Source organism: Streptomyces kunmingensis, assembly GCF_039533535.1.
Lineage (GTDB): Bacteria > Actinomycetota > Actinomycetes > Streptomycetales > Streptomycetaceae > Streptomyces > Streptomyces kunmingensis.
This window is the reverse complement of sequence record NZ_BAAATS010000002.1, coordinates 162,175-176,353: the sequence shown is the minus strand read 5'-3', so window position 1 is coordinate 176,353 and position 14,179 is coordinate 162,175. Positions and strand designations below refer to the sequence as shown.

Sequence of the window (14,179 nt, the reverse complement as noted above, 5' to 3'; positions counted from 1 at the left end):
CGGTCGTACGGGCCCTTTTGCGTGCGCTGCTACGGGGGTTATGCCTGGGTCTGCGCCGGGCGCCACAGCCACGGGCGGGCGTCCGGGGAGAGGCCGGCCACGGTGGGGCCGCGCCTGCCCGCGCTCAGCGCCGGGCCGTCCAGGGAGAGCGGGGCGGTGGCCGGGCGCGTGATGCGGCCGTCGCGCAGGAGCTGGACGCGGCCCGAGGCGGAGCGGCCGAGGAGGTAGGGGCCCGCGGCGCTCACCGGGCCGTAGCCGGGGAAACGCACGGTCGGGCCGCCCGGGGACAGCAGACGGTCGGAGGCCGGCGGGCGGTAGTAGAGGCGGCCGCCCGCCGCGGCTATGGCGTCCGCCGGGGCGGGCAGACCGGGGAGCGGGTCCGGGCCGTCCGGGGTCCAGTGGTGGACGGTGTAGCGGCCGGGGGCGTACACGTGCACCTGGCGGTCGTCGCCGACCACGGCGGTCAGGCCGTCCTGGACGGGGCCGCCGCCGAGGTCGCGCCAGGGCGACCACGTACCGGAGGTGGCACGGACGCGGGTACTGATGCCCTGATCGGCGTTGCGTACGAAGAGGTGGACGCGGCCGTCGGGAGCGGTGACCGTCACCGGGACGCCGATGCGGCGGCCGCGATCCGGGTCGTCCTCCGGGTTGCCGAGGCTGCTCCAGGAGCCGTACGTGCGCGGTCCGCGCTGTTCCAGGACGACGATCTCGCGCAGATGGGTCGCGCCCCTGCCCTCGATCGCGGAGAGGCGCAGGCCGCTCACCAGATGGCGGCCGTCCTGAAGTGCGGTGCTGCTCAGCATCGGTGCGAGCGGGCCGCCGCCGAGATCGACCGGGTCGCCGAACGCGCCGCCCTTCTCGTCGTAGCGGACCGCGCGCAGTCCGAGGACGCCGTACGCGGTGAGGGCGCCGCCGGAGTTCTGCTGGAGGGCGAGGCGCGGCCCCGGATAGCGGTAGTGGGTGGCGCGGACCCAGCCCTTGCGGTTGGTGAGGGGGCGGTCGCCGCCGACGTTGTAGTCGCCGCAGCCCGAGGGGTTGCCGCACTGCCAGTCGGGGGCGGCGCCGTACGGGACCAGATGCGCGGCCTTCTCCTCCAGGACCTGCGGCGGGAGGTTCTTGGGCCAGTGGTGGTTGTAGTAGCCGCGGAAGGCGGTGGCCAGGAACGCGGGCGGCCCGCCCTTGGCCTCCTGGGCCCAGCGGATGAGCGCGGCCCAGCTGAAGCAGGCCACCGCGGTGTGGTCGGCGTGGTCGGAGTAGCCGATCTGCTCGCTGTCGCGGAGCTGGGTGATCCGGTCGCTGACCTGGATGTCGGGGTCCGGGTCGAGGGTCTGCACGAGCGTCGGCCGGTAGCGTTCGAAGAGGGCTACGAGGACGTCGATCAGGGAGTCGTAGTCGTACGTCTGGACCGTGCGCAGCGGGGAGCCCTCCGGGACGAGGGTGCGCAGGAGCAGGCCGCGGTCGCGCCAGAGGGCGGGCAGGCCCATGTGTCCGGCCGGGGTGTGCATCGCTAGGTCGAGGTGGATCAACTCGACGCGGCGGCCCCGGTGTTCGAGGGTGCTGACCTCGGCCTGGAATCCATTGCGCAGGCGCAGGACGCTGTTGTTCCAGCGGGTGAAGACGGGCAGGCCGAGCTGGGTGGCGTACGACTGGCGCAGGCCCTGGTGGCGGGCCGAGGAGTAGGCCGCTTTGTTGGGGGCGGGGGTGCGGTCGGTCGGCGTCTTGTTCATGCCGTTGGCCTCGCCGGCCGTGACGTAGACGCAGACCAGCGGGGTGCCGGCGTCGAGTGAGTGCTGCGTGTCCGGGTTCATGAAGTACAGGTCGTCGTCGGGGTGGGCGAGGACCTGGAGCAGCAGGGCGCGCTCCGCCTGGGCGGCGGCGCGGCCGGTCGCGGGGGAGGGGGCGGTGGTGTGCGGCGGGGGAGCGGTGCCGGTGCGGGAGCAGGCGCCGAGCGATCCCGCGGCGGCGAGCGCGGCGCCGCCGGCGAGGAGGCCGCGGCGCGAGACGCCCAGGGGGAACCCCTGCGGCTTTCCACGCTTAAGGGGCTTTTCGGACCCAAATATCGCAGGTCGCTTCCGCACGGTGACGCTCACTCCGTCCGCTGGCGAGGCAGCGGTCGGTGGTGCGCTCGCCTCTGTTCAGGTGCTCAGATCCGGGGTTCCGGTGTTCTGGTGTTCCGGTGTTCTGATGTTCCGGTGTTCTGATGTTTCACCTGGATAGAGGGGGGAAAGGGGATTCGGGTTCCATGCGCGTACATGTTCTGTTCGCACAGTGGGGACTTCAGGGGCGCCAGGGGGAGTGCGTTGTGTCCGCGGGCGCTCCTGCCCGGTGGCGGAATCGGCCGAACCGTCCTGTCCGCCCGGCCGCGGCCAGTAGCGTCGACGTATGGCGAAGCGCAAGAAGGCCCGGAAGAGCGGCTCGACCGGACTGTCACGTCGCGAGCCCACCCCGGCCGAGCTGGTGCAACAGGCCCTGGAGCTGGCCTCTCGCCATCCGGCCGACGCCCTCGCGATCCTGCGCGAGGAGGCGACCTGGCTCGTCGACGAGGGGCATGACGCCGAGGCCCTGCACCTGTTCGACGAGGCGCTGTCCGCGGCGCGTGCGAGTGCCGGCCGCGAGACGGAGCTGGATCTCGATGCCGGCCGCGAGACGGAGCTGGAGATCGGTGCCGACCGTATGTTCGCCCTGGAGCGGGTGGGCCGGGGCGAGGAGGCGTACCGGGAGGCGCTGCGCATCCGTGCCGCCCACCCCAGGTCGACGGCCACCTGGGAAATGCTCGCCGAGTTCCTTGAGGGGCGCGAGGAGTACGAGAAGTCCGCGGCCTGGTTCACCGCCGGGCTCAGCCACTTCCTCGGTTCCACCGCACTGGACGAGAAGGTCGTGGAAGCCGCGCGCGACCGGCCGGGCGGTTTCGCGATCGACTCCCTGATCACTGGGCGCCACCGCGTCCGCCGCCGCCTCGGGGTGCCCCATGACGAGGTGGACGACCTCGCGCACCAGGTGCACAAGAACTCGCTCTACAACGTCCTCATTGGCGACGCCGAGGACCTCGACCTCCTGCACGACCCCCGCCGCCAGGACCTCCTCGACCCGGACCGGGAGCGGACGGAGGACGAGGAGCGCGAGTACGCGCGGATCCTTGGGGAGCAGAGCGAGCGGCTCGGCAGGGAGGTGGCCGCCCGCCGGGGCGCCCTGTCGCAGCCGCGCATGACGACTGTCCTGTACTGGCCGCCCGATCAGTTCGCCGCCCTGTGCGCACGCCGTCCGGCCCTTGCGGGCGCCTATCACGACACCGACGCGGAGCGTTCCCGCGAGGTGGAGAAGGCCCTGCGCGACCTGTCCGACCAAGGCGCCCTCCATCTGGGCGTCAGCCTGGGCGACGCCGACGACTTCGACCACTGGCTGGACGAGCAGCACGCGGACCCCTCGGACGGGGAGACCCGCGCCCGCTACGGCGACGACCTCGCCGCCCGGGGGCCGGCCCTGCCCTGGCCGCCGGCCCGCAATCTGCCCTGCTGGTGCGCGTCGGAGCGCAAGTACAAGAAGTGCCACGGGGCGCCGGGGGCGGTGTGAGGGAGGGCCTCGGCGTATGTGCGGTGTCGATCCGGGGGCTGTCCGGTGCGTCCGTGCCGGCGGAGCGGGGCGTGACTTTCGTGGCGTACGCCTGCGGGACACGAACCCTCAGCCGGTTCGGTCCCACCCCGCCCCCAGCGCCTCGATCCGCTCCCGGTACTCCATGGCCTGTACCCACTCCCGCGGCCAGTTCGCCGTGCCCCGGTGGGCGCCTGCGAAGGCTCCGGCCAGGGCGGCCGTAGCGGCGGAGGCGCCGGAGGTGTGGGCGGCCCGGCGGACGGTGTCGCGGGGGCGGCCGTCGGTGACCAGGTAGGCGTAGAGGGCGCCCGCGAGGACGTGGTCGGCGGTCCAGTCGGTGCCGGCCGCCGCGCCGGGTTCCCGGTTCGGGTCCTTGGCGCGCAGGGCCTCGGCGACGGAGTCCAGGGCGGCCAGGCACTCGTCCCAGCCGGCCGCGATGTAGGACGCGGGGCTCTCGGCGCCGGCCCGGTCGGCGAGGTCGCCGAGCCAGTCGGTGCGGTAGGTCCGGCGGGACGCGGCCGCGTGGGCGCGCAGCTTCCCGAGGAGTGCGGCCGGCTCGCAGCGGTGCACGAGGAGGTGCACGGCATGGGCGGCCAGGTCGCTCGCGGCCAGTGCCGTGGGGTGGCCGTGGGTGAGCGCGGCCTGGAGCTGGGCGATGCCCGAACGCTGCTCGGCACTCACGTACGGGACCAGCCCGACCGCCGCGGCACGGACGACGGCCGCGCATCCCTTGGACGTCGGGGCGGACGCCGCCTGCCAGGGGATCTGTCCCTCCAGGGCGGCGCAGGCGTCGAGGGTGGTGCGGCCGGGGGCGCGGTCGTTGTCGGGGGAGTGCCGCCAGCGGACGAGGTGGGAACGGAGGGCGTGGGTTACGGCGCGCGGCGTGATCCACGGCGGCGCCGGGAGCGCGCCGCGCGTGGTGAGGCTGTGCCGGGCCTCGGCCTCGGTCAGGGGTGCCCGGACGGCGGTCTCCGCGAGTGCCTCGGCGAGGGCGAGCGCCAGCTGTGTGGTGTCGGAGACGCGCACCGCGTCGCCGCCGTCGTACAGGGGAAGTTCCATCGTGGCCCAGTTGCCGTACTCCGCCGTGATCCGGGCCATGGAAAGAGGCGCGAGGGGGCGGCCCATCGCGTCGCCGATGGCGAGTCCGAAGAGCGTCCCCCGGGCGGCGCGCCGTACGCGCCCCCGGGCCGGGCGGTCCGCCAGCTCGTCCAGGGCGTCGAGGTGCGGCGCGGTGGCGAGCGGACCGGCTACCGAGAAGGGCGAGCCCCCGGCGGAGGCGGCGGCGATCAGCTCCTGGAGCGCGGCGGACGGGGCGAGTCCGCGGGCCTTGGCGTCGTCGAGGCGGGAGCGCAGGTCGACGGCCTTGTTCCCGGCGTCCCGGCGGTCGATCTGGCCGGCCGCACCGCCCGCGTCCTCCTCGTCGGTCGCCCACACGTAGCCGGTGACGGTGCCGCGCTGGTCGGCCACGGCGATGTACTGGACGGGCAGCCCGGTCCCGGACGCGTACCGCTCGGGTCCGCTCACGGAGTTGAACCGCAGGTCCTCCTCGAAGCGAGGATTTATGTACTCGCGCTCTACGAACCGGGGGGCGGGGAGCTCAGACATGCGGCCCATCATCACAACCGGCGGGACGCCGCGCCCCGGCCGCACCCGCGGTTTGACCTCCGTCACACACGGGGTAACCTCTACAGCTTCGATTGGCCCCCGACGTGCCCCGTGTGGCAGACTGTCGGGGTTGCTCGGTTGAGTGCCGATGCTGCGCGCCTCCCGCCGGGAGGACTGAAAGCGAGTCCCACAGTACTCGTCGCCTTATCTGTCGCTTGCGGCAGCGCTGGGGCGGACGTACGGGAATCTTTCGGGAAGTGCGGTGCGGTGTCTGAACCAGGCACCCGGTGGGTTTCTTCCCCCGGACCCGCGGCCTTGGGCCGCAGCCCCCTTAGCAGGGAAATCCGTACGGATATTTCTGTCAGCGGGACTGCGACACGCCCGACCGCGTGGGTCGGAGGAAGTGTGAAACAGGGCCTCTCGGGTTCCAGAGCGTCACAAGAGACAGGACTACTAAGTAGCCATGGCGGGACAGAAGATCCGCATCCGGCTCAAGGCCTACGACCACGAGGTCATCGACTCCTCGGCGAAGAAGATCGTCGAGACGGTGACGCGTACTGGTGCGTCGGTCGCGGGCCCGGTGCCGCTGCCTACCGAGAAGAACGTGTACTGCGTCATCAAGTCGCCGCACAAGTACAAGGACTCGCGCGAGCACTTCGAGATGCGCACGCACAAGCGCCTGATCGACATCCTCGACCCGACGCCCAAGACCGTTGACTCCCTCATGCGACTCGACCTTCCGGCCGGCGTCGACATCGAGATCAAGCTCTGAGGGCCGGTGATCTGAAGATGACTAAGCAGATCAAGGGCATCCTGGGCGAGAAGCTCGGCATGACGCAGGTGTGGGACGAGAACAACCGCGTTGTTCCGGTCACCGTCGTCAAGGCCGGCCCGAACGTCGTGACCCAGGTCCGCACGAACGACACGGACGGCTACGAGTCCGTCCAGATCGCGTTCGGCGAGATCGACCCGCGCAAGGTGAACAAGCCCCTCAAGGGCCACTTCGCCAAGGCCGACGTCACCCCCCGTCGTCACCTCGTCGAGATCCGTACCGCTGGTGCCAGCGAGTACACCCTCGGCCAGGAGATCACCGCTGAGACCTTCGAGTCCGGCGTCAAGGTGGACGTGACCGGCAAGAGCAAGGGCAAGGGCTTCGCCGGTGTCATGAAGCGTCACAACTTCAAGGGCCTCGGCGCCGGTCACGGCACCCAGCGCAAGCACCGCTCGCCGGGCTCGATCGGTGGCTGCGCCACCCCGGGTCGTGTGTTCAAGGGCCTCCGCATGGCGGGCCGTATGGGCAACGAGCGGGTCACCACCCAGAACCTGACCGTTCACGCCGTTGACGCGGAGAAGGGCCTGCTCCTCATCAAGGGCGCGGTTCCTGGTCCGAACGGCGGCCTGGTCTTGGTCCGCACCGCGGCCAAGGGGGCCTGAGGACTATGAGCACCATTGACATTCTGTCGCCCTCCGGCGACAAGACCGGGACCGTTGAGCTCCCGGCCGAGATCTTCGATGTAGAGAAGATCAGCATTCCGCTGCTCCACCAGGTTGTCGTCGCGCAGCTGGCCGCCGCCCGTCAGGGCACGCACAAGGTCAAGCGTCGTGGCGAGGTCCGTGGTGGCGGTAAGAAGCCTTACCGCCAGAAGGGCACCGGCCGCGCGCGCCAGGGTTCGACCCGTGCGCCGCAGTTCGCCGGTGGTGGCGTCGTCCACGGCCCCACGCCGCGTGACTACTCGCAGCGGACCCCGAAGAAGATGAAGGCCGCGGCCCTGCGCCACGCCCTCACCGACCGGGCCCGCAACGCTCGCATCCACGTCGTCACCGGCGTGGTCGACGGCGAGGTCTCCACCAAGGCCGCCAAGTCGCTGCTCGGCAAGATCAGTGAGCGCAAGAACGTGCTCCTGGTCCTCGACCGTGCCGACGAGGTCGCGCTGCTCTCCGCTCGCAACCTGCCCCAGGTCCACATCCTGGAGCCGGGCCAGCTGAACACGTACGACGTTCTCGTCTCGGACGACGTGGTCTTCACCCAGGCCGCTTTCGAGTCCTTCGTGTCTGGCCCGAAGGCCAATGACACCGAAGGGAGCGAAGCCTGATGGCTACGCGTCACCCGAGCATCGCCTCGAAGGCCGCCAAGGCCAAGAAGGTAGCGCGCGTCGCCAAGGCGAAGCGCCACGCCACAGAGGGCAAGAACACCGTTGAGACGCCGCTGAGCAAGAGCTTCACGGACCACCGTGATGTCCTCGTCAAGCCGGTCGTCTCGGAGAAGAGCTACGCGCTCCTCGACGAGGGCAAGTACACCTTCATCGTCGACCCGCGTGCCAACAAGACCCAGATCAAGCAGGCCGTCGAGGCGGTCTTCTCGGTCAAGGTCTCCGGGGTCAACACGATCAACCGGCAGGGCAAGCGCAAGCGGACCCGCACCGGCTTCGGCCAGCGTGCGAACACCAAGCGCGCGATCGTGACCCTCGTTGAGGGCGACCGTATCGACATCTTCGGCCAGGCCTCCTAACGGAGCGCCCTGGTCCGAATATCGGACGAGGACTGAGAAATGGGAATCCGCAAGTACAAGCCGACTACGCCGGGGCGTCGTGGCTCCAGCGTTGCCGACTTCGTCGAGGTCACGCGGTCCACGCCGGAGAAGTCGCTGGTCCGCCCGCTGCACAGCAAGGGCGGCCGTAACAACGCCGGTCGTGTGACCGTTCGCCACCAGGGTGGTGGCCACAAGCGCGCCTACCGCGTGATCGACTTCCGTCGTCACGACAAGGACGGCGTGCCGGCAAAGGTCGCGCACATCGAGTACGACCCGAACCGCACTGCGCGCATCGCGCTTCTGCACTACGCAGACGGCGAGAAGCGCTACATCATCGCTCCGCGTGGCCTGTCGCAGGGTGACCGGGTTGAGAACGGCCCCGCGGCCGACATCAAGCCCGGCAACAACCTTGCGCTGCGCAACATCCCGGTCGGTACCACGATCCACGCGATCGAGCTCCGTCCGGGCGGCGGCGCCAAGTTCGCCCGCTCCGCCGGTGCCTCCGTGCAGCTGCTCGCGAAGGAGGGCTCGATGGCCCACCTTCGTATGCCGTCCGGTGAGATCCGTCTGGTCGACGTGCGCTGCCGCGCGACGATCGGCGAGGTCGGCAACGCCGAGCAGTCGAACATCAACTGGGGCAAGGCCGGCCGTAAGCGCTGGCTGGGCGTTCGCCCGACCGTTCGCGGTGTGGCGATGAACCCGGTCGACCACCCGCACGGTGGTGGTGAGGGCAAGACCTCCGGTGGTCGCCACCCGGTCTCCCCGTGGGGTCAGAAGGAGGGTCGTACTCGCTCGCCGAAGAAGGCTTCGAGCAAGTACATCGTCCGCCGCCGCAAGACGAACAAGAAGCGCTAGGAGCGGGTTTAGATGCCGCGCAGTCTCAAGAAGGGACCCTTCGTTGACGGCCACCTCGTGAAGAAGGTGGACGCTCAGAACGAAGCAGGTTCCAAGAACGTCATCAAGACCTGGTCCCGCCGCTCGATGATCATCCCCAGCATGCTGGGCCACACGATCGCGGTGCACAACGGCAAGACCCACATCCCGGTGTTCGTCACCGAGTCGATGGTCGGCCACAAGCTCGGCGAGTTCTCGCCGACGCGCACCTTCCGGGGTCACGTCAAGGACGACCGGAAGTCGAAGCGCCGCTAAGGCGGGGTGGAATCGACTATGACAAACACCGAAGGGACAACCATGGAAGCCAGGGCCCAGGCGCGGTACATCCGCGTCACGCCCATGAAGGCCCGCCGCGTGGTGGACCTCATCCGTGGCATGGATGCCACGGAGGCTCAGGCGGTCCTGCGTTTCGCCCCGCAGGCCGCGAGCGTGCCGGTTGGCAAGGTGCTGGACAGCGCCATCGCCAACGCTGCACACAACTACGACCACCCCGACGCCTCTTCGCTGGTCATCAGCGAGGCGTATGTGGACGAGGGCCCGACCCTGAAGCGGTTCCGTCCGCGTGCTCAGGGCCGTGCCTACCGGATCCGTAAGCGGACCAGCCACATCACCGTGGTCGTCAGCAGCAAGGAAGGAACCCGGTAATGGGCCAGAAGGTAAACCCGCACGGGTTCCGGCTCGGTGTCACGACCGACTTCAAGTCGCGTTGGTACGCCGACAAGCTGTACAAGGACTACGTCAAGGAAGACGTCGCCATCCGTCGGATGATGACGTCCGGCATGGAGCGCGCCGGCATCTCGAAGGTTGAGATCGAGCGCACCCGTGACCGCGTGCGGGTGGACATCCACACCGCTCGTCCCGGCATCGTCATCGGCCGCCGTGGCGCCGAGGCCGACCGCATCCGCGGTGACCTCGAGAAGCTCACGGGCAAGCAGGTCCAGCTGAACATCCTAGAGGTCAAGAACCCCGAGGTCGACGCTCAGCTCGTGGCCCAGGCCGTCGCGGAGCAGCTGTCCTCCCGCGTCTCCTTCCGTCGCGCCATGCGTAAGAGCATGCAGTCGGCGATGAAGGCGGGCGCCAAGGGCATCAAGATCCAGTGTGGCGGTCGTCTCGGCGGTGCCGAGATGTCCCGTTCGGAGTTCTACCGCGAGGGCCGCGTGCCCCTGCACACGCTCCGCGCCAACGTGGACTACGGCTTCTTCGAGGCCAAGACGACCTTCGGCCGTATCGGCGTGAAGGTCTGGATCTACAAGGGCGACGTCAAGAACATCGCCGAGGTTCGCGCCGAGAACGCCGCGGCCCGCGCCGGTAACCGTCCGGCCCGTGGCGGTAACGACCGCCCGGCCCGTGGTGGTGGCCGTGGTGGCGAGCGTGGCGGTCGCGGTCGTAAGCCGCAGCAGGCCGCGCCGGCTGCCGAGGCCCCCAAGGCCGACGCTCCCGCCGCTGCCGCTCCGGCTGCTGAGAGCACCGGAACGGAGGCCTGACCGAAATGCTGATCCCCCGTAGGGTCAAGCACCGCAAGCAGCACCACCCGAAGCGCAGCGGTATGTCCAAGGGTGGCACGCAGGTTGCGTTCGGTGAGTACGGCATTCAGGCCCTCACCCCGGCGTACGTGACGAACCGGCAGATCGAAGCCGCTCGTATCGCGATGACGCGTCACATCAAGCGTGGCGGCAAGGTCTGGATCAACATCTACCCGGACCGTCCCCTCACCAAGAAGCCCGCCGAGACCCGCATGGGTTCCGGTAAGGGTTCTCCGGAGTGGTGGGTCGCCAACGTCAAGCCCGGACGCGTGATGTTCGAGCTGTCGTACCCCAACGAGAAGACCGCGCGTGAGGCGCTGACTCGTGCGGCCCACAAGCTGCCGATGAAGTGCAAGATCGTCAAGCGCGAGGCAGGTGAAGCGTGATGTCGACCGGTACCAAGGCGTCGGAGCTGCGCGAGCTGGGCAACGAGGAGCTCCTCAACAAGCTCCGCGAGGCCAAGGAAGAGCTGTTCAACCTCCGCTTCCAGGCGGCGACGGGTCAGCTCGAGAACCACGGTCGGCTCAAGGCCGTCCGCAAGGACATCGCGCGGATCTACACCCTCATGCGTGAGCGCGAGCTGGGCATCGAGACGGTGGAGAGCGCCTGATGAGCGAGAAGACTGTGACTGAAGAGACTGCCGCCCGCGGATTCCGCAAGACCCGTGAGGGTCTGGTCGTCAGCGACAAGATGGACAAGACCGTCGTCGTCGCCGTCGAGGACCGCGTCAAGCACGCCCTGTACGGCAAGGTCATCCGCCGTACGAACAAGCTCAAGGCGCACGACGAGCAGAACGCTGCCGGCGTCGGCGACCGCGTCCTCCTGATGGAGACGCGTCCGCTGTCCGCCACCAAGCGCTGGCGCATCGTCGAGATCCTCGAGAAGGCCAAGTAATTCTCTGAGGGGTATCCCTCAGGGTTCGTTCCGCCAGGCTCGGCAGGGGCCGACCTCGTAAGAGAGAAGCCCCTGCCGGGAACCGGCAGACAAACAGGAGATAGACGTGATCCAGCAGGAGTCGCGACTGCGCGTCGCCGACAACACGGGTGCGAAGGAAATTCTCACCATCCGTGTTCTCGGTGGCTCGGGTCGCCGCTACGCGGGCATCGGTGACGTCATCGTCGCCACCGTCAAGGACGCGATCCCCGGTGGCAACGTGAAGAAGGGTGACGTCGTCAAGGCGGTCATCGTTCGCACCGTCAAGGAGCGCCGCCGTCCCGACGGCTCGTACATCCGCTTCGACGAGAACGCCGCCGTCATTCTGAAGAACGACGGCGACCCTCGCGGCACCCGTATCTTCGGCCCCGTCGGCCGTGAGCTGCGCGAGAAGAAGTTCATGAAGATCATCTCGCTCGCGCCGGAGGTGCTGTAAGCATGAAGATCAAGAAGGGTGATCTGGTTCAGGTCATCACCGGCAAGGACAAGGGCAAGCAGGGCAAGGTCATTGCCGCTTACCCGCGCGACGAGCGCGTCCTGGTCGAGGGTGTCAACCGGGTCAAGAAGCACACCAAGGCCGGTCCCACGGCTTCCGGCTCGCAGGCCGGCGGCATTGTGACCACCGAGGCCCCGATCCACGTTTCCAACGTCTCGCTGGTCGTGGAGAAGGACGGCAACAAGGTCGTCACGCGCGTCGGTTACCGCTTCGACGACGAGGGCAACAAGATCCGCGTTGCCAAGCGGACGGGTGAGGACATCTGATGACTACCACCACGAACCCGCGTCTGAAGCAGAAGTACCGCGACGAGATCAAGGGCAAGCTGCAGGAAGAGTTCTCGTACGAGAACGTCATGCAGATCCCCGGCCTCGTCAAGATCGTGGTCAACATGGGTGTGGGTGACGCCGCGCGTGACTCCAAGCTCATGGACGGTGCCGTCCGTGACCTGACCACCATCACCGGTCAGAAGCCGGCCATCACCAAGGCCCGCAAGTCCATCGCGCAGTTCAAGCTGCGTGAGGGTCAGCCGATCGGTGCCCACGTCACGCTCCGTGGCGACCGCATGTGGGAGTTCCTGGACCGCACCCTGTCGCTCGCGCTGCCGCGCATCCGCGACTTCCGTGGTCTGTCCCCCAAGCAGTTCGACGGCCGTGGCAACTACACCTTCGGTCTCACGGAGCAGGTCATGTTCCACGAGATCGACCAGGACAAGATCGACCGCGTCCGGGGTATGGACATCACCGTGGTCACCACGGCGACCAACGACGACGAGGGCCGCGCCCTCCTTCGTCACCTCGGCTTCCCGTTCAAGGAGGCGTAAGCGAGATGGCGAAGAAGGCTCTTATTGCCAAGGCTGCTCGTAAGCCCAAGTTCGGTGTGCGTGCCTACACCCGCTGCCAGCGTTGTGGCCGCCCGCACTCCGTGTACCGCAAGTTCGGCCTCTGCCGCGTGTGCCTTCGTGAGATGGCTCACCGTGGCGAGCTGCCGGGCGTGACCAAGAGCTCCTGGTAGTTCCCGCTTTTCGGGACTGCTTGGATCTCTCGGTAAGTAAGGGGTCGGCAGAGACTCCTGCTCTCATGGCTTAGGCTAGGAGGGTTGGGCGCTCTGCCGCCCTCACCGACTTACTACGCCGTAGGTCCCCGCGCCGCACCCGTCCCGCCCCTGTGTGGGGAGAGGGATGGCGCATACAGGAAACCCCGGCGAGAGAGGCCGAAGGCCAATTCATGACCATGACTGATCCGATCGCAGACATGCTTACGCGTCTGCGGAACGCGAACTCGGCGTACCACGACTCCGTGGCTATGCCGCACAGCAAGATCAAGTCGCACATCGCCGAGATCCTCCAGCAGGAGGGTTTCATCACCGGCTGGAAGGTCGAGGACGCCGAGGTCGGCAAGTCCCTCGTCCTGGAGCTGAAGTTCGGCCCGAACCGTGAGCGTTCGATCGCCGGCATCAAGCGGATCTCCAAGCCGGGTCTGCGCGTTTACGCGAAGTCCACCAACCTGCCGAAGGTCCTCGGCGGCCTCGGCGTGGCGATCATCTCCACGTCGCACGGTCTCCTGACCGGCCAGCAGGCAGGCAAGAAGGGCGTGGGTGGGGAAGTCCTCGCCTACGTCTGGTAGCGGAAGGGAACGGAGGAAACAGCTATGTCGCGTATTGGCAAGCTCCCCATCACGGTTCCCGCCGGCGTGGACGTCACCATCGACGGCCAGACGGTCGCGGTCAAGGGCCCCAAGGGCAACCTGAGCCACACCATCGTCGCGCCTATCGAGATCGCCAAGGGTGAGGACGGCGTCCTGAACGTCACCCGCCCCAACGACGAGCGTCAGAACAAGGCCCTGCACGGCCTGTCCCGCACGCTGGTGGCGAACATGATCACCGGCGTGACCACGGGTTACGTGAAGAAGCTCGAAATCAGCGGTGTCGGTTACCGCGTCCTGGCGAAGGGCTCCAACCTGGAGTTCTCGCTCGGCTACAGCCACCCGATCCTGATCGAGGCGCCCGAGGGCATCTCCTTCAAGGTCGAATCGGCGACCAAGTTCTCGGTCGAGGGCATCGACAAGCAGAAGGTCGGCGAGGTTGCGGCCAACATCCGCAAGCTGCGCAAGCCCGACCCGTACAAGGCCAAGGGCGTCAAGTACGAAGGCGAAGTCATCCGCCGCAAGGTCGGAAAGGCGGGTAAGTAAGCCATGGCATACGGTCAGAAGATCGCTAAGGGCGACGCTTACAAGCGCGCGGCCATCAAGCGCCGCCACATCCGTATCCGTAAGCACATCTCGGGTACGGCCGAGCGTCCGCGCCTGGTCGTGACGCGCTCCAATCGGAACATCGTCGCCCAGGTGATCGACGACGTTAAGGGTCACACCCTTGCGTCGGCGTCCACCCTGGACACGTCGATCCGCGGTGGCGAGGGCGACAAGTCCGCGCAGGCCAAGTCGGTCGGCGCCCTGGTCGCCGAGCGCGCCAAGGCCGCCGGTGTCGAGGCTGTCGTGTTCGACCGTGGTGGCAACCAGTACGCCGGGCGCATCGCCGCCCTGGCGGACGCCGCCCGCGAAGCCGGCCTGAAGTTCTGAGGCCCCGTCGCGCAGCGACTTATGTCACTGCGTA

Annotated in this window: 21 protein-coding genes; 19 read left to right on the top strand and 2 right to left on the bottom strand. The window is 68.5% G+C overall.

Annotated features, from left to right (window positions below):
• Positions 1-38: 38 nt before the first annotated feature.
• Positions 39-2,078, bottom strand: a complete 2,040-nt coding sequence (locus tag ABD366_RS02860; protein ID WP_324772744.1) for a PIG-L family deacetylase — start codon at positions 2,076-2,078, stop codon at positions 39-41.
• Positions 2,079-2,382: 304 nt separating this feature from the next.
• Here ABD366_RS02860 and ABD366_RS02855 point away from each other — a divergent pair, with 304 nt between their 5' ends.
• Positions 2,383-3,570: an SEC-C domain-containing protein gene (locus ABD366_RS02855; protein ID WP_324772742.1), complete on the top strand. Its 1,188-nt coding sequence runs from the start codon at positions 2,383-2,385 to the stop codon at positions 3,568-3,570.
• Between the two features lie 108 nt (positions 3,571-3,678).
• Here ABD366_RS02855 and ABD366_RS02850 read toward each other — a convergent pair whose 3' ends face one another.
• Complete coding sequence (locus ABD366_RS02850; RefSeq protein WP_324772740.1) at positions 3,679-5,193, bottom strand: ADP-ribosylglycohydrolase family protein; 1,515 nt, start codon at positions 5,191-5,193, stop codon at positions 3,679-3,681.
• A gap of 463 nt (positions 5,194-5,656) precedes the next feature.
• Between ABD366_RS02850 and rpsJ the strand changes: the two genes are divergently transcribed.
• The 18 genes from rpsJ (at position 5,657) to rplR (ending at position 14,145) form a co-directional block, all read left to right on the top strand.
• Complete coding sequence (rpsJ, locus tag ABD366_RS02845; RefSeq protein ID WP_003948644.1) at positions 5,657-5,965, top strand: 30S ribosomal protein S10; 309 nt, start codon at positions 5,657-5,659, stop codon at positions 5,963-5,965.
• 17 nt (positions 5,966-5,982) lie between these two features.
• Positions 5,983-6,627, top strand: coding sequence for a 50S ribosomal protein L3 (gene rplC / locus ABD366_RS02840; protein ID WP_324772738.1), 645 nt, complete (start codon positions 5,983-5,985; stop codon positions 6,625-6,627).
• 5 nt (positions 6,628-6,632) lie between these two features.
• Positions 6,633-7,286, top strand: a complete 654-nt coding sequence (gene rplD, locus ABD366_RS02835) for a 50S ribosomal protein L4 (protein WP_324772736.1) — start codon at positions 6,633-6,635, stop codon at positions 7,284-7,286.
• Positions 7,286-7,702: a 50S ribosomal protein L23 gene (gene rplW, locus ABD366_RS02830; protein WP_324772733.1), complete on the top strand. Its 417-nt coding sequence runs from the start codon at positions 7,286-7,288 to the stop codon at positions 7,700-7,702. The genes rplD and rplW overlap by 1 nt, the downstream gene beginning before the upstream one ends.
• Before the next feature lie 39 nt (positions 7,703-7,741).
• On the top strand, positions 7,742-8,578 hold the full coding sequence (gene rplB / locus ABD366_RS02825; RefSeq protein WP_164304030.1) for a 50S ribosomal protein L2: 837 nt from the start codon (positions 7,742-7,744) through the stop codon (positions 8,576-8,578).
• Between the two features lie 12 nt (positions 8,579-8,590).
• Positions 8,591-8,872, top strand: coding sequence for a 30S ribosomal protein S19 (rpsS, locus tag ABD366_RS02820; protein WP_018528354.1), 282 nt, complete (start codon positions 8,591-8,593; stop codon positions 8,870-8,872).
• Between the two features lie 42 nt (positions 8,873-8,914).
• On the top strand, positions 8,915-9,262 hold the full coding sequence (gene rplV, locus ABD366_RS02815) for a 50S ribosomal protein L22 (protein ID WP_026290933.1): 348 nt from the start codon (positions 8,915-8,917) through the stop codon (positions 9,260-9,262).
• Positions 9,262-10,101 (top strand): 30S ribosomal protein S3, encoded by an 840-nt coding sequence (rpsC, locus tag ABD366_RS02810; RefSeq protein ID WP_324772728.1) that lies wholly within the window; start codon positions 9,262-9,264, stop codon positions 10,099-10,101. The genes rplV and rpsC overlap by 1 nt, the downstream gene beginning before the upstream one ends.
• A gap of 5 nt (positions 10,102-10,106) precedes the next feature.
• Positions 10,107-10,526: a 50S ribosomal protein L16 gene (gene rplP / locus ABD366_RS02805; RefSeq protein WP_018528356.1), complete on the top strand. Its 420-nt coding sequence runs from the start codon at positions 10,107-10,109 to the stop codon at positions 10,524-10,526.
• Entirely contained in the window at positions 10,526-10,750 is a 225-nt protein-coding gene (rpmC, locus tag ABD366_RS02800; protein ID WP_018528357.1) for a 50S ribosomal protein L29, read from the top strand. The genes rplP and rpmC overlap by 1 nt, the downstream gene beginning before the upstream one ends.
• Entirely contained in the window at positions 10,750-11,034 is a 285-nt protein-coding gene (gene rpsQ, locus ABD366_RS02795) for a 30S ribosomal protein S17 (RefSeq protein ID WP_018528358.1), read from the top strand. Before rpmC ends, rpsQ begins: the two co-directional genes overlap by 1 nt.
• 106 nt (positions 11,035-11,140) lie before the next feature.
• A complete protein-coding gene (gene rplN / locus ABD366_RS02790) occupies positions 11,141-11,509 on the top strand; it encodes a 50S ribosomal protein L14 (protein WP_003974257.1) in 369 nt (122 codons plus the stop codon).
• Between the two features lie 2 nt (positions 11,510-11,511).
• Positions 11,512-11,835 (top strand): 50S ribosomal protein L24, encoded by a 324-nt coding sequence (gene rplX, locus ABD366_RS02785; RefSeq protein WP_324772723.1) that lies wholly within the window; start codon positions 11,512-11,514, stop codon positions 11,833-11,835.
• Positions 11,835-12,392, top strand: a complete 558-nt coding sequence (gene rplE / locus ABD366_RS02780) for a 50S ribosomal protein L5 (RefSeq protein WP_324772721.1) — start codon at positions 11,835-11,837, stop codon at positions 12,390-12,392. The genes rplX and rplE overlap by 1 nt, the downstream gene beginning before the upstream one ends.
• A 5-nt stretch (positions 12,393-12,397) precedes the next feature.
• A complete protein-coding gene (locus ABD366_RS02775) occupies positions 12,398-12,583 on the top strand; it encodes a type Z 30S ribosomal protein S14 (protein WP_003956452.1) in 186 nt (61 codons plus the stop codon).
• A gap of 212 nt (positions 12,584-12,795) precedes the next feature.
• Positions 12,796-13,194, top strand: a complete 399-nt coding sequence (rpsH, locus tag ABD366_RS02770; protein WP_266713091.1) for a 30S ribosomal protein S8 — start codon at positions 12,796-12,798, stop codon at positions 13,192-13,194.
• A 24-nt stretch (positions 13,195-13,218) separates the two neighbouring features.
• Positions 13,219-13,758 (top strand): 50S ribosomal protein L6, encoded by a 540-nt coding sequence (gene rplF / locus ABD366_RS02765; RefSeq protein ID WP_324772718.1) that lies wholly within the window; start codon positions 13,219-13,221, stop codon positions 13,756-13,758.
• 3 nt (positions 13,759-13,761) lie between these two features.
• Positions 13,762-14,145 (top strand): 50S ribosomal protein L18, encoded by a 384-nt coding sequence (rplR, locus tag ABD366_RS02760; RefSeq protein WP_018528362.1) that lies wholly within the window; start codon positions 13,762-13,764, stop codon positions 14,143-14,145.
• Positions 14,146-14,179 lie beyond the last annotated feature (34 nt).